The sequence below is a fragment of the Shinella kummerowiae genome, assembly GCF_009827055.1.
Taxonomy (GTDB): Bacteria; Pseudomonadota; Alphaproteobacteria; order Rhizobiales; family Rhizobiaceae; genus Shinella; species Shinella kummerowiae.
The window spans coordinates 167,894-181,765 of record NZ_WUMK01000002.1 but is presented as its reverse complement, the minus strand read 5'-3'; the positions used below and the strand labels follow the sequence as shown (position 1 = coordinate 181,765).

The window sequence follows — 13,872 nt, the reverse complement described above, 5'->3', positions numbered from 1 at the left end:
CGTTTCCCCTTGATATGGGGTAGATACCGGCAATGGCAAAACGAGTCACCGGCCCCGAAATCGAAAAACTCATCCAGCTTCTGGCGAAGGTGCCGGGCCTCGGGCCCCGTTCGGCGCGACGTGCGGCGCTGCATCTCGTCAAGAAGAAGGACCAACTGCTCGGCCCGCTCGCCGACGCGATGGGCGAGGCGCATCGCAAGGTGCGGATCTGCTCGTGCTGCGGCAATGTCGATACGAGCGATCCATGCACGGTCTGCACCGATGTGCGGCGCGACCACACGATGATCATCGTCGTCGAGGACGTTTCCGATCTCTGGGCGCTGGAGCGTGCGGGTGCCATGAATGCCGCCTACCATGTGCTCGGCGGCACGCTCTCGCCGCTCGACGGCGTGGGGCCTGATGACCTCAACATTCGCGGCCTCGTCGACCGCGTGGCGAAGGGCGGCGTGCGCGAACTCATCATCGCGGTCAACGCGACTGTCGAGGGCCAGACGACGGCGCACTACATCACCGATCAGCTTTCCGGTCTCGACGTGAAGATCACGCGGCTGGCCCATGGCGTGCCGGTCGGCGGCGAGCTCGATTATCTCGACGAAGGCACATTGACGGCCGCATTGCGCGCCCGCACGGCGATTTGAGGAGACCATCTTGATCATAAGCAGAGCCTTCAAGGCCGCCGCCAGCGTCGCACTTCTCTCTTTCGCCTTTACGTTTCCAGCCGCGGCGGCCTCTAAGGCTGAAGTCGAAACGATGTTCCGGAGCTGGATCGACAAGGATCTGTGGCCGGCGGCGCAAAAGACCGGCGTCAGCGAGAAGACCTTTCGCGCGGCGATGGAGGGCGTGACGCTCAACTGGGACCTGCCCGATCTCGTGCCGCCCGGCTCCAAGCCGAAGAAGGAGCAGTCGCAGAGCCAGGCGGAATTTTCGTCGCCCGGAGCCTATTTCTCGGAGAAGCGCCTGCAGGGCCTGGCCGGCAAGGGCAGCAGTCTCGCCAAGACCCATGCCGCCACGCTGCGCAAGATCGAGCAGCGTTTTGGCGTGCCGGGCGAGATCGTCGTTGCCGTGTGGGGCCGTGAATCGGGCTTCGGCAGCGCGAAAATCCCCTATTCGGCGGTGGAAGTGCTGGCCACCAAGGCCTTCATGTCGACCCGCAAGGACATGTTCCGCAAGGAGCTGATCGCGGCGCTTCATATCGTCGACGGCGGTGACCGGACGGTGGCGCAGCTCAAGGGCTCCTGGGCCGGCGCGCTCGGCCAGCCGCAGTTCATGCCGACCAGCTTCCTGCAATATGCCGTCGATTTCGATGGCGACGGCGTGCGCGATATCTGGGGCTCGGTGCCGGACAGTCTCGCCTCCATTGCCAACTACCTCGCCAAGAAGGGCTGGCAGGCTGGTCGAGGCTGGGGCTACGAAGTGACGATCCCGGCAGGCGTCTCCTGCGCGCAGGAAGGGCCGGACCTCGAAAAACCGATCTCGGCCTGGGCCGCGACGGGCATCACGCGCATTTCCGGGAAGGGGTTTTCCTCCGGCGAGGCGAAGGCGTCCGGCATGATGCTGGTTCCGGCCGGCACGCATGGGCCGGAATTCATCGTCACGCCAAATTTTTACGTACTCAAGGAGTACAACAACTCTGACCTCTACGCCCTGTTCATCGGCAATCTCGCCGATCGCATCGCCTATGGCAGCGGCCCGTTCCGCGGCGAGTGGGGCAATGTCGGCAAGATGCTGCGCTCGGATGTGCTGGCCATGCAGAAGGCGCTCGTCACCAAGGGCTACGATGTCGGCAAGGTCGATGGTCTGCCGGGCTACAAGACGCGGCGCTCGCTGGGCGACTGGCAGGCGAAGGCGGGCCTCGCATCAACCTGCTATCCGGATGCCTCGCTGAAATCCAAGCTCCGCTAAGGATTAGTGGATTTCCACCTGCTGCTTGAACCGCTCGTATTCGTGCGGGATGATCGTCTGCCGCTCGATCATACGGTGAACGCGCGGGTCCTCCGCCCCGCTATGCAACTGGCGTAGCTTCTCGCCATTGGCGGCATCCGCATGGGTGCGACGCTGGTTGTGGCGCACATATTCCACCCAGGTCGGCACGTGGTAGGTCTCGGTCCAGATCGTCGGGTTTTCCAAGTCGCGCATCAGCGCCCATTGGCCGGCCCCGTCGCGGATACGGATACGCCGCCGCTCGGTCATCGCCTCCAGGAATTCCGGAATGTCGCCTTCGGCGATCTCGTAGTCGATTAGGATTACGATCGGGCCGCTGCGCGGTTTCAGGTCGAGCGGCAGGTCCGGTTCGCTGAAGCGGTTGAGCGGGTCGACATTCAGGCTCTGCAATTCCGGCAGGCCGAAGCGCAGGCCGAGTGCCGCACCCGCGATCATCACGACGGCGGAGGCCAGCAGGGCGGTCTGCGCGCCATGCGTATCGGCCGTCGTTCCCCAGATCCAACTGCCCGCTGCAATGCCGCCGAAGGTCGTCGTCTGGTAGAGCGAGAGGGCGCGTGCCACCACCCAGCGCGGCGTCGAGAGCTGCACGGTCGTGTTGAAGAGAGACAGGGCCATCACCCAGGACGCTCCCGCGATCAAGAGGACGGCGCCGGTCAGAAGGGCCGTCGTGCTGAGCGCCGAGACGGTCGCGCTGATGGCAAAGCCGGTAAAGGCGAGGCGGGCGATGGTCTCGCTCGTGAAGCGCTCGCGCAGCCAAGCGTTCATCAGCGCGCCGCTGATGGCGCCAAGCCCGAAACAGCCAAGCAGGATGCCGTAGGTCAGCGGCCCGCCGGCAACGAGGTCGCGGGCTATCAGCGGCAGCAGCGAGAGGATGGAGCTTGTCGCAAGGCCGAAGGCGCAGCCGCGCAGCAGCACCTTGCCGATATTCGGTGACATGGAGACGTAACGCAGCCCCGCCGAGATCGCGCGGCCGAAATCCTCGCGCGGCAGGCTGCTGGGGGAAACGGCCGGTTTCCAGCGGAAAAGGGCGTAGAGTAGCGCGAAATAACTGAGCGCATTGGCGGCGAAGGCGGCGGCCGCACCCGCCGCTGCCACGATTGCGCCGCCGATGGCCGGGCCGACGCTGCGGGTCAGGTTGAAGCCCATGCTGTTGAGCGACACGGCGGCGGGCAGGTCCTCGCGCGGCACCATATCTCCGACGGAGGCCTGCCAGGCCGGGTTGTTGAGCGCCACGCCGCAGCCGAGCAGGAAGGTGAAAGTGAGAAGCAGCCAGGGCGTGATGACGCCGTACCACGTACAGAGGGTCAGGCCGATCGCGACGACCAGCATGAAACACTGGGCCGTCAACATCAGCTTGCGCCGGTCGAAATTGTCGGCCAGCGCCCCGGCGGCGACGGAAAACAGCATGATCGGCAGCGAGGTCGAGGCCTGCACCAGCGCCACCATATTGGCCGAAGGCGTGATGGAGGCCATCATCCAGGCCGCACCGACGGACTGGATGAGGCCGCCGAAATTGGAGACCAGGCTCGCCGCCCAGATCAGCCGAAAGGTTTCGTTTCGGAAGGGGGCGAGGGGGGATTTCCGGTCCGGCACGGTGGGGCACTCATTCTCGACGCAGTGATCTCATGCAATCTAGCCCAAAGAACAAAAGCGGCAAGGCGATGATGCGCAAATCACTCGCCCACAGGCGCTTTCGAGCCCGACCTTGCATTTATGACGAACCCGGTCTATATCACCCTCAAATTCTTGATCGTCAGATGAAGAGTGGGCCCGCGAGGACCCGCTCTTTTTTATTGCCCCGATCAGGCGCATGATAACGACCATCCCGGGAGGGCATGTCATGTCCGACACGACCCAGACAGAAAATGCAGCCATCGAGCCGCGCCTGATCGTCGAGACCGGCCTCGACCGCCGCGTTGCCGACATCATCGAGCCGACCATCGAGCAGATCGGTTATCAGTTGGTGCGCGTGCGTCTTTCGGCGCAGAATGGTGCCACGCTGCAGATCATGTGCGAGCGCCCGGACGGCACCATGACCGTCGAAGACTGCGAGAAGGTCTCGATGGCCGTCTCGCCGGTGCTCGACGTTGAGGATCCGATCGACAAGGCGTATCATCTCGAAGTCTCATCGCCCGGCATCGACCGGCCGATGGTCCGCAAGTCGGACTTTTCACGCTGGCTTGGCCATTTGCTGAAATGCGAGACGTCGATCCTCGTCGACAGCCGCAAGCGCTTCCGCGGCAAGATCCTTGCTGCCGACGAAAACGGCTTCACCCTGGAGCGGGACCAGCCCGCCGCCGGCGACGAGCCGACGGTCGTCATCCCCTTCACGGCGCTGGCCGAGGGCAGGCTGATCCTGACCGACGAGCTGATCCGCGACGCGCTGGCCGCCGACAAGAAGGCGAAGGCCGCGCAGGCCGCCAACCAGAACGGCGAAGACGAAGAATAAGTTTGTGAGTACGGTCCGTCCCGGGGGCGTTTGCCCTGATCGCGGACGGAGCGGAGAGGACGGAACCGGAGCGGTCAATCCGCTCCCCAGCGCCGGCGGCAATTGCGCCGGCCAGACCATGGAGACCTGAGACAATGGCAGTCAGTGCGAACCGGCTTGAGCTTCTGCAGATCGCGGATGCCGTGGCCCGTGAAAAGGTCATCGACCGCGAGATCGTGCTTGCCGCGATGGCCGACGCCATCCAGAAGGCAGCCCGCTCGCGTTACGGCACGGAATCCAACATCCGCGCCGACATCAATTCCAAGACCGGCGAAATCCGCCTTCAGCGCCTGCTGGAAGTCGTCGAGCACGCCGAAGACTATTCCACCCAGATCCCGTTGGAGCTTGCCCGCGACCGCAATCCGGACGCCAAGCTCGGCGACTTCATCGCCGATCCCCTGCCGCCGATGGACTTCGGCCGCATCGCCGCCCAGTCGGCCAAGCAGGTCATCGTGCAGAAGGTGCGCGAAGCCGAGCGTGACCGCCAGTTCGACGAATACAAGGATCGCATCGGCGAGATCGTCAACGGTACGGTCAAGCGCGTCGAATACGGCAACGTCATCGTCGACCTCGGCCGTGGCGAAGGCATCATCCGTCGCGACGAGATGATTCCGCGCGAAAACATGCGCTACGGCGACCGTGTGCGCGCCTTCGTCTACGACGTGCGCCGCGAGCAGCGTGGTCCGCAGATCTTCCTGTCGCGTACCCATCCGCAGTTCATGGTGAAGCTGTTCACCATGGAAGTGCCGGAAATCTACGACGGCGTCATCCAGATCAAGTCGGTCGCCCGTGATCCGGGTTCGCGCGCCAAGATCGCCGTCATCTCGAACGATTCGTCGATCGATCCGGTCGGCGCCTGCGTCGGTATGCGCGGTTCGCGCGTCCAGGCCGTCGTCGGCGAATTGCAGGGCGAGAAGATCGACATCATTCCGTGGTCGCAGGATCCGGCGTCCTTCATCGTCAATGCGCTTCAGCCGGCCGAAGTCTCGAAGGTCGTTCTGGATGAAGATGCCGAGCGCATCGAAGTGGTCGTTCCCGACGAGCAGCTCTCGCTCGCCATCGGCCGCCGCGGCCAGAACGTCCGCCTTGCCTCGCAGCTGACCGGCTGGGATATCGACATCCTGACGGAAGCCGAAGAGTCCGAGCGTCGCCAGAAGGAATTCAACGAGCGCACCGCGCTGTTCATGGATTCCCTCGATGTCGACGAGATGGTCGGCCAGGTCCTCGCCTCCGAAGGCTTCGCCGCCGTGGAAGAGCTGGCCTATGTCGATCTCGGCGAAATCGCCGGCATCGAAGGTTTCGACGAAGACACGGCCCAAGAGCTCCAGACCCGCGCCCGCGAGCATCTCGACCGTCTCGAAGCGGCGATGGATGCCAAGCGCAAGGAGCTTGGCGTTTCCGACGAGCTGCGCCAGATCGACGGCCTGACGAGCCAGATGCTCGTGGCACTCGGCGAAGACGGCATCAAGACGATGGAAGACTTCGCAGGCTGCGCGGCTGACGATCTCGTCGGCTGGTCGGAGCGCAAGGATGGCGAGACGAAGAAGTTCGAGGGCCTGTTCGCGAAGTTCGAGGTGTCCCGTGCCGAAGCCGAAGCCATGATCGTTCAGGCCCGCCTCGCGGCCGGCTGGATCACGGAAGCGGATCTCGCCACCGAAGAGCCGGTCGTCGAAGGCGGTGAGCAGGACGCCTGACCGGCGTCCCGCAACTTCCAGAAAAAATACGGCTCGCGGTTTTGCGTCCGGAATGGCGGGAACCTATATGAGTAAGAAGGACGACGGCGTGAACGATCGCATGTGCATCGTGACGCGCGAAAAGGGCGAGGCGGATGAGCTGATCCGCTTCGTTGCTGGCCCGGACGGCAATATCGTGCCGGACCTCAAGCGTCAGCTTCCCGGACGTGGCTGCTGGGTGAAGGCGGAACGGGCAATCGTCGACAAGGCGGTCGCCAAGAAGCTTTTCGGGCGTGCGCTGAAGGCGGAAGCCAAGGCGGGGCCGGAGCTCGGTGCCGAAGTGGACCGGCTGATGGCCGCCCAGCTCGGCGGCATGATGAATATGGCGCGCAAGGCGGGCCAGTTCATCACGGGTGCGTCCAAGGTCGACCAGGCGGTGCGTGCATTGGCAGCGCTAGCGGTCTTCCATGCGACGGATGCGGCCGCGGACGGCGTCAGAAAGATAGACCAGGCGCGGAAGGCTGCGAGCTTTCTCACCGACGATGAAACGGAAATACCCTCCTTCAGGCTCTTTTCCGAGAGCGAATTGGAGGGGCTTTTGGGAAGTAATGCTTTTATCCATGCCGCAGCGCTTGCAGGGCAGGCGGGTGAGGGTGTAGTGAAGCGCGCAATCATGCTCGAGAAATACCGGGGCGATAGCCGGATGATGGCACAAGGTGGCGCTGGCCAGCCAAACCAATGACGCGGTTACCGGCATTCTGCCGGCCGAAATCGCATTGGATGAACACAATTGAACGACAGGGCCTGGTGATACGCATCCGGCTCTGATCTTAGGAACGGAACGGAATGACCGACAACGAAGACGACAAGACGATCAGTGTGGCTGGCAAGAAGACCCTTAGCCTGAAGCCCTCGGGGGTTCAGCAGGGAACCGTGCGCCAGGACATGGGTCGTGGCCGCACCAAGGCCGTCGTGGTCGAGACCCGCACAAAGCGCCATTTCAGCCGCCCGGGAGACGAACGCCCGGCGCCGACACCTGTCGCGCCCGTGCAACGTGCACCCGAGCCCCAGCAGGCGCGTCCCGCGCAGCAGCCATCGCGGCCTGCGCCGCAGCCGCAGCGCGTCGAGCAAAGCCGCCCGCGCGTCGGCGTCGTGCTGAACCAGCTTTCCCCGGATGAGGTCGAGGCCCGTCGTCGCGCGCTTGCAGAAGCGCAGATCCGCGACGCCGCTGAAGCCAAGCAGCGCGCGGAAGACGAAGCCCGCCGCAAGGTGGAAGAGGAAGCCCGCCGCAAGGTCGAGGAAGAAGCCCGTCTTCTCCGCGAAAAGGAAGAAGCCGAGCGCCGCGCCAGTGAGGCTGCCGCTCCCGCTCCAGTCGTGGAAGAGGTTGTCGAACAGCCGGTCGCCGCAAGGCCGGCCGCTGTCGAGACCCGTCCGCAGCCTGCGCGCACGACCCCGGCTGCAACGCCGGCCCCCATTGCCGGTCGCGGTCGCCGCGAAACGGAAACGGAAGAAGTCGCCCGTCCGCGTGGCGGTGCTCCTGTCAACCGTGGCAAGGTCGCGCGCCCGGAACCTGCAAAGGTTCCTGCCCGTCCGAAGGCCGATGACGGTCGCCGCCAGGGCAAGCTGACGCTGACGACGGCCTCGACCGACGAGGACGCCACGCAGCGCGGCCGTTCGCTCGCCGCCATGCGTCGCCGCCAGGAGAAGTTCAAGCGCAGCCAGATGCAGGAGACCCGTGAAAAGGTCATGCGCGAGGTCATCCTGCCGGAAACCATCACCATTCAGGAACTGTCGCAGCGTATGTCTGAACGCGCCGTCGACGTCATCAAGTTCCTGATGAAGGAAGGCCAGATGATGAAGCCCGGCGATCTGATCGACGCCGACCTGGCGGAACTCATCGCCGTCGAATTCGGCCATACCGTCAAGCGCGTATCGGAATCCGACGTCGAAGAAGGCATCTTCAATGTGACCGACGATGCCGGCGATCTGGAATCGCGTCCGCCGATCGTGACCATCATGGGTCACGTCGACCACGGCAAGACCTCGCTGCTCGATGCCATCCGCCATGCCAACGTCGTCGCTGGCGAAGCCGGCGGCATCACGCAGCATATCGGCGCCTACCAGGTCGAGCACAACGGCCACAAGATCACCTTCATCGATACGCCCGGCCACGCAGCGTTCACCGCCATGCGTGCCCGTGGTGCGCAGGCGACGGACATCGCGATCCTCGTGGTCGCGGCCGACGACAGCGTGATGCCGCAGACGATCGAATCCATCAACCACGCCAAGGCGGCGGGTGTGCCGATCATCGTGGCGATCAACAAGATCGACAAGCACGAAGCCGACCCGCAGAAGGTGCGCAACCAGCTGCTTCAGCACGAAGTCTTCGTCGAATCCATGGGCGGTGAAACGCTCGACGTGGAAGTATCGGCCAAGAACCGCGTCAATCTCGACAAGCTGCTCGAAGCCGTTCTGCTGCAGGCTGAAATTCTCGACCTCAAGGCCAACCCGAACCGCACCGCGGAGGGCGTCGTCGTCGAAGCCCAGCTGGATCGCGGTCGCGGCTCTGTCGCAACGGTCCTCGTCCAGACGGGTACGCTGAAGCCCGGCCAGATCATCGTGGCCGGCGACCAGTGGGGCCGTGTGCGCGCGCTCGTCAACGACAAGGGCGATCACGTCAAGGAAGCCGGTCCGTCCATGCCGGTCGAGATTCTCGGTCTCTCCGGCACGCCGGCCGCCGGCGACAAGTTCGCCGTCGTCGAGAACGAAAGCCGCGCTCGCGAAATCTCGGAATACCGCCAGCGTCTCGCGCGCGAAAAGCAGGTAGCCCGCCAGTCCGGTTCCCGTGGCTCGCTCGAACAGATGATGAGCCAGCTCCAGAACACCGGTCTCAAGGAGTTCCCGCTGCTCATCAAGGGCGACGTGCAGGGCTCGATCGAAGCCATTGCCGGCGCGCTTGAAAAGCTCGGCACGGATGAAGTGCGGGTGCGCATCGTGCATTCGGGCGCCGGCGCTATCACCGAATCGGACATTTCGCTTGCCGAAGCGTCCAACGCGGCGATCATCGGCTTCAACGTTCGCGCCAACGTGCAGGCTCGTACGGCTGCCGAGCGGGCCGGCCTCGAAATCCGCTACTACAACATCATCTACGATCTGGTGGATGACGTAAAGGCAGCGATGTCGGGCCTGCTCTCGCCGGAACGCCGCGAAACCTTCCTCGGCAATGCCGAAATCCTCGAGGTGTTCAACATCACGAAGGTCGGCAAGGTCGCAGGTTGCCGCGTTATCGAAGGCAAGGTCGAGCGTGGTGCGGGCGTCCGCCTCGTGCGCGACAACGTCGTCATCCACGAAGGCAAGCTCAAGACACTCAAGCGCTTCAAGGACGAAGTTGCCGAAGTGCCGATGGGCCAGGAATGCGGCATGGCCTTCGAGAACTACGAAGACATCCGCGCCGGCGACACGATCGAGTGCTTCCGCGTGGAGCACATCACCCGCACGCTGTAAGCGTCCGGCGATCAGACAATCGTGCGAGCGCCGGATCGTTTCGGCGCTCGCATTTTTTTGAAGGTGACGACCATGACAAGAGCAACATCCTCTGCACCGTCGCAACGCATGCTGCGCGTGGGCGAGCAGGTGCGCGCGGCGATCACCCAGGTCCTTCAGCGCGGCGATGTGCGCGACACGCTGATCGAGAAGACCGTGATTTCCATCTCGGAAGTCCGCATGTCGCCTGACCTGAAGCACGCGACGGCCTATGTGACGCCGCTCGGCGTCAAGGATCATGACGCGGTGATCGAGGCGCTCAACCGCAATTCGAAGTTCATTCGCGGCCGTCTCGGACCGCATCTGCGCCAGATGAAGTATATGCCGGACGTGCGCTTCCTCGACGACACGAGCTTCGACAACTACAAGAAGATCGATGAACTCCTGCGTTCGCCGGAAGTCGCGCGTGATCTCGCCGCCGAAGACGGCGAAGACGACAAGTAATTCCAGCAAGGTGCGTCGCGGTTGGTGCTCGCACATGCGTACAACACATAGAAAGGGCAGGTGAGCGAGCGGCAGCGAGCACACCTGCTCTGACAATTCAGGAACAAGATGTCCAAACCCCGCAAACCCAAGGGCCGGCCGGTTTCCGGCTGGCTGATCCTCGACAAGCCGTTCGATTTCGGCTCGACCGAAGCCGTTGCCAAGATCAAGTGGCTGCTCAAGGCTCAGAAAGCCGGTCACGCCGGTACGCTCGATCCGCTGGCCTCCGGCATGCTGCCGATCGCGCTCGGCGACGCGACCAAGACCGTGCCCTATGTCATGGATGGCCGGAAAATCTACGAATTCACGGTCAGTTGGGGTGAGGAGCGCACGACGGACGATCTTGAGGGCGAGGTGACGCAGAGCTCCGATACGCGTCCGTCTGCCGAGGCAATCCGGGCGATCCTCGGTGAATATACCGGTGTCATCCAGCAGATTCCGCCGCAGTTTTCCGCAATCAAGATCGCCGGCGAACGTGCCTACGATCTCGCCCGCGAAGGTGAAGTCGTCGAGATCCCGTCGCGCGAGGTGGAAATCCACCGCCTGACGCTGATCGGTTGCCCGGACGAGAACACCGCGGAATTCGAGGTCGAGTGCGGCAAGGGCACCTATGTGCGTGCGCTCGCCCGCGATTTCGGCCGCCAGCTCGGCTGCTATGGCCATATTTCCGGGCTGCGCCGCACCTTCGTCGCGCCCTTCGGCGAGGATGACATGGTGCCGCTGGCAGACCTCGTGGCGCTGGAAAAGATCGAGGACGAGACCGAGCGGCTGGCCGCCCTTGACGCCTTCCTGATCGATACGGGCGAAGCACTGTCCAGCCTGCCGCAGATCGTCATCAATGACGATCAGGCGCACCGTCTGCGCATGGGCAACCCGATCATCCTGCGCGGGCGCGATGCGCCGGTGGAGGCCGATGAGGCCTATGCGACAGCGCGGGGCAAGCTGGTGGCGATCGGCGAGATCGGCGGGGGCGAGTTCCGCCCGAAGCGGGTCTTCGGCGGCTAAATTTGATAGGGCGGAACCAATCGCTGCCGACTTGATTTCACCACAAGCTACAGGCTTTATGGGCCGGCGAGGTTCGCTTGGACGCGGGCTGGGCGGCGCTTTGCCGTCACGGCCGCTTTCGGGCGAAGGGTGAAAGGGCTGGCCGTTGAGGATTGCGCCGACTGACAGAACGGTGTCCGCCGAGGATGCGGGCGACGGAGCCAGCCGCGTTCAGAGCCGACGGCGCTTGCATCATCCGGTCGTCTTCTACCTCGTCTGCCTCATCCTCGTCATCGTCATCCCCTCGTTCCTCTTCTCGATCGTCGTGCTGAAACGCACCACCGAGGCGCAGGAACGCATCTTCGAATCCCTGCTGCGGACATCGACGAGCGCCGTCAACCGCGCGGTCGAGCGCGAAATCTCCGGCATGTTCTCGACGCTGAATTTCCTGTCGACATCGGACGGTCTTCAGAAGGGTGACTATTCCGCGCTGTATGGGCAGGCGCGCAAGGCGCTGGAAGGCACGGACACCTATTTCCTCATCATCGACCAGACGATGCGCCAGCTTCTCAATACGCGCGTTCCGTATGGCACGCCGCTTAACGTGACCTCCGAGCCGGTTTCCGCGCGGCTGGCGCTGTCGCGTGGCGAACGCATGGTCTCCGACATCTTCTTCGGCAAGACGGCGCAGCAATGGGTGTTCAACGTCTACCAGCCGATGCAGCTGGCAAACGGCCGGCGCATTCTCCTCACACTGACGAAGAATGCCGAGGCACTGCGGCGGGCGGTCAATCCGGACATCCTCTCCCCCGGCTGGAATGCCGCCGTGCTCGATAGCCAGGGAACGGTCATCGTCTCGACGGACGAGAAGCAGAAAGCGGGTGAAACGTTCTTCCTGCGTGTCGTGCCGTCGCTGCGCCTCGGGGTCAGCCCGATGCAGCAGGGTGGCGTCGACTATCAGGTCGTGACGGAGTTTTCGTCGCTTGCCGGCTGGCGCATGATCGCCTGGGCAAAATCCTCGGACGTGCAGGCGCCCGCCGTTTCCTCCTTGCTATGGTTGACGATCGGCGGCGTGGTTTTTGCCCTTCTCGCCGCCGCCAGCGCCGTCGGCATCGCCCGCGTTCTGTCGCGAGACGTCCGGCTGCTCGCCTCCGATGCCCGCCGGCTCGGCCATGGCGAGCGGATCGCCACGCGCCCCTATGCCATCACGGAACTCGAAACCGTCTCGCGGGCCTTGTCGGAGGCCGCGGATGCACGCGTCAAATCGGAAAACGAGGTCCGATTCCTGATGCGCGAAGTGGCGCACCGTTCGAAGAACCAGCTTACCGTCATCCAGGCGATGTTGAACCAGTCAGCGGCGGGTGCGGAAAATGCGAGCGACTTTGCCGAAGCGTTCCGCAAGCGCGTCGCAGGCCTTGCCCGTTCGACGGACCTGATGATCGCCAATGCGACCCAGGGGGTAAACCTTGCGGAGCTTGCGAAGAACCAGCTCAAGCCCTTCACGCCCGATGACACGGCACGCGTGCGCATTGCCGGCCCCGTCGTGTTGCTCGACCCGCAGGCCTCGCAGACGCTTGGCATGGCGTTGCACGAGCTCTCGACCAATGCCACGAAATACGGCGCGCTTGCCAACGAGACCGGGATTGTTTCGCTAAGCTGGGTCACGTCCGGGGAGGACCTGAACCTCGTCTGGCGCGAAAGCCGGGCGACGATCGACCGGCAAGCCATCGCTGCCAGCCGCAAGGGTTTCGGCAGCGTGGTGCTGGAGCGCATGCTCGGCATGGCGCTCGATGCCAAGCTGGATTTCATCGTGCATGACGACGGCATTGAATGGCGTGTGACGATCCCGCTTGCCCGGCTGCGCGACGAGGACGTGCACCAGCAGGGCGCCGCCGAATGACAGGCGTGGTCCTTTCCAGTTATGTGAGCAGGTGCATTTCATGACGTCGTTTCTGCGCATACTTGCCGCTTCAGCCTGCCTTTCCGTTGCCTTTTCCGCCCCATCCGCATCCGCCGCTGGATCCGGCCAGTGCCTGGTCGATGACCCGACGGGCACGCCGCTCAACGTGCGTTCCGCGCCGAACGGGACGATCCTGACGACGCTGGCCAATGGCACGGCGGTCGAGGTTGTCGAGGAGATGAAGATCGGCACCAAACGCTGGTTCTTCGTCGCGCGGCAGGGAGAGCGTCTCGGCTGGATCTTCGGGGCCTACGTCGTCTGCAAGCAGGCCGGCGATGCGCGCGAGGCCGCACCGAGTCAGCCGGCGGAGCAGCGCTAGGCCCGCAGGAGAGGCCTGCAATGACGGCTCTTCCCTTTCATAAGGGAATGGTTTATAGGCACCGCCAGCAATGGGGGCTTATGCCTCCTTGCATTCACGGCCATCGCTGGACGACATCCCGGCTTTTGGCGACCTTAAGTTCTCCATCATGAAAGGACATACGATGTCGATCACTGCTGAGCGCAAGGCTGCGCTGATCAAGGAATATGCAACGGTCGAAGGCGACACCGGTTCTCCGGAAATCCAGGTAGCGATCCTGACCGAGCGCATCAACAACCTGACCGGCCACTTCAAGGACCACAAGAAGGACAACCACTCCCGTCGTGGCCTTCTGACCATGGTTTCCACCCGTCGCTCGCTTCTTGATTACCTCAAGAAGAAGGACGATGCCCGTTACAGCAAGCTGATTGCTGCTCTCGGCATTCGCCGCTAAGCCTTTTCGGCGGGCGCTCCCACGAGCGCCCGCCGCTTTCTTTTGCGG

12 protein-coding genes are annotated in these 13,872 nt (G+C 63.7%); 11 read left to right on the top strand and 1 reads right to left on the bottom strand.

Annotated features, from left to right (window positions below):
• The first annotated feature begins 32 nt into the window (after nt 1–32).
• Complete coding sequence (recR, locus tag GR138_RS05315) at nt 33–638, top strand: recombination mediator RecR (protein ID WP_160857589.1); 606 nt, start codon at nt 33–35, stop codon at nt 636–638.
• Nucleotides 639–654: 16 nt separating this feature from the next.
• Nucleotides 655–1,902: a lytic murein transglycosylase gene (locus tag GR138_RS05310; protein WP_338091050.1), complete on the top strand. Its 1,248-nt coding sequence runs from the start codon at nt 655–657 to the stop codon at nt 1,900–1,902.
• Between the two features lie 3 nt (nt 1,903–1,905).
• Here GR138_RS05310 and GR138_RS05305 read toward each other — a convergent pair whose 3' ends face one another.
• Nucleotides 1,906–3,534 carry an MFS transporter gene (locus GR138_RS05305; protein WP_160857588.1) on the bottom strand — a complete coding sequence of 543 codons (1,629 nt, stop codon included), beginning with the start codon at nt 3,532–3,534 and terminating at the stop codon, nt 1,906–1,908.
• 247 nt (nt 3,535–3,781) lie between these two features.
• Between GR138_RS05305 and rimP the strand changes: the two genes are divergently transcribed.
• From rimP to rpsO, 9 genes are all read left to right on the top strand, one after another.
• A complete protein-coding gene (rimP, locus tag GR138_RS05300; protein ID WP_160857587.1) occupies nt 3,782–4,390 on the top strand; it encodes a ribosome maturation factor RimP in 609 nt (202 codons plus the stop codon).
• 134 nt (nt 4,391–4,524) lie between these two features.
• Nucleotides 4,525–6,123 carry a transcription termination factor NusA gene (gene nusA, locus GR138_RS05295; protein ID WP_160857586.1) on the top strand — a complete coding sequence of 533 codons (1,599 nt, stop codon included), beginning with the start codon at nt 4,525–4,527 and terminating at the stop codon, nt 6,121–6,123.
• A gap of 67 nt (nt 6,124–6,190) precedes the next feature.
• Nucleotides 6,191–6,844: an RNA-binding protein gene (locus tag GR138_RS05290; protein WP_246200307.1), complete on the top strand. Its 654-nt coding sequence runs from the start codon at nt 6,191–6,193 to the stop codon at nt 6,842–6,844.
• 104 nt (nt 6,845–6,948) lie between these two features.
• Nucleotides 6,949–9,606: a translation initiation factor IF-2 gene (infB, locus tag GR138_RS05285; protein WP_160857584.1), complete on the top strand. Its 2,658-nt coding sequence runs from the start codon at nt 6,949–6,951 to the stop codon at nt 9,604–9,606.
• Between the two features lie 72 nt (nt 9,607–9,678).
• Nucleotides 9,679–10,089: a 30S ribosome-binding factor RbfA gene (gene rbfA, locus GR138_RS05280; protein WP_160857583.1), complete on the top strand. Its 411-nt coding sequence runs from the start codon at nt 9,679–9,681 to the stop codon at nt 10,087–10,089.
• 108 nt (nt 10,090–10,197) lie between these two features.
• The gene (gene truB / locus GR138_RS05275) at nt 10,198–11,133 is read left to right on the top strand and encodes a tRNA pseudouridine(55) synthase TruB (RefSeq protein WP_160857582.1); all 936 of its coding nucleotides are present in this window, start codon (nt 10,198–10,200) and stop codon (nt 11,131–11,133) included.
• Between the two features lie 226 nt (nt 11,134–11,359).
• The gene (locus GR138_RS05270; protein WP_246200306.1) at nt 11,360–13,012 is read left to right on the top strand and encodes a sensor histidine kinase; all 1,653 of its coding nucleotides are present in this window, start codon (nt 11,360–11,362) and stop codon (nt 13,010–13,012) included.
• A 40-nt stretch (nt 13,013–13,052) separates the two neighbouring features.
• Nucleotides 13,053–13,391 carry an SH3 domain-containing protein gene (locus GR138_RS05265; protein ID WP_160857581.1) on the top strand — a complete coding sequence of 113 codons (339 nt, stop codon included), beginning with the start codon at nt 13,053–13,055 and terminating at the stop codon, nt 13,389–13,391.
• 163 nt (nt 13,392–13,554) lie between these two features.
• Nucleotides 13,555–13,824, top strand: a complete 270-nt coding sequence (rpsO, locus tag GR138_RS05260; protein ID WP_160857580.1) for a 30S ribosomal protein S15 — start codon at nt 13,555–13,557, stop codon at nt 13,822–13,824.
• Nucleotides 13,825–13,872 lie beyond the last annotated feature (48 nt).

Bases quoted from the DNA above. Each gene is read 5' to 3' on its own strand.
- rpsO (WP_160857580.1), top strand. From the start codon at position 13,555: ATGTCGATCACTGCTGAGCGCAAGGCTGCGCTGATCAAGGAATATGCA.
- rimP (WP_160857587.1), top strand. From the start codon at position 3,782: ATGTCCGACACGACCCAGACAGAAAATGCAGCCATCGAGCCGCGCCTG.
- GR138_RS05265 (WP_160857581.1), top strand. From the start codon at position 13,053: ATGACGTCGTTTCTGCGCATACTTGCCGCTTCAGCCTGCCTTTCCGTT.
- infB (WP_160857584.1), top strand. From the start codon at position 6,949: ATGACCGACAACGAAGACGACAAGACGATCAGTGTGGCTGGCAAGAAG.
- recR (WP_160857589.1), top strand. From the start codon at position 33: ATGGCAAAACGAGTCACCGGCCCCGAAATCGAAAAACTCATCCAGCTT.
- nusA (WP_160857586.1), top strand. From the start codon at position 4,525: ATGGCAGTCAGTGCGAACCGGCTTGAGCTTCTGCAGATCGCGGATGCC.
- GR138_RS05290 (WP_246200307.1), top strand. From the start codon at position 6,191: ATGAGTAAGAAGGACGACGGCGTGAACGATCGCATGTGCATCGTGACG.
- truB (WP_160857582.1), top strand. From the start codon at position 10,198: ATGTCCAAACCCCGCAAACCCAAGGGCCGGCCGGTTTCCGGCTGGCTG.
- rbfA (WP_160857583.1), top strand. From the start codon at position 9,679: ATGACAAGAGCAACATCCTCTGCACCGTCGCAACGCATGCTGCGCGTG.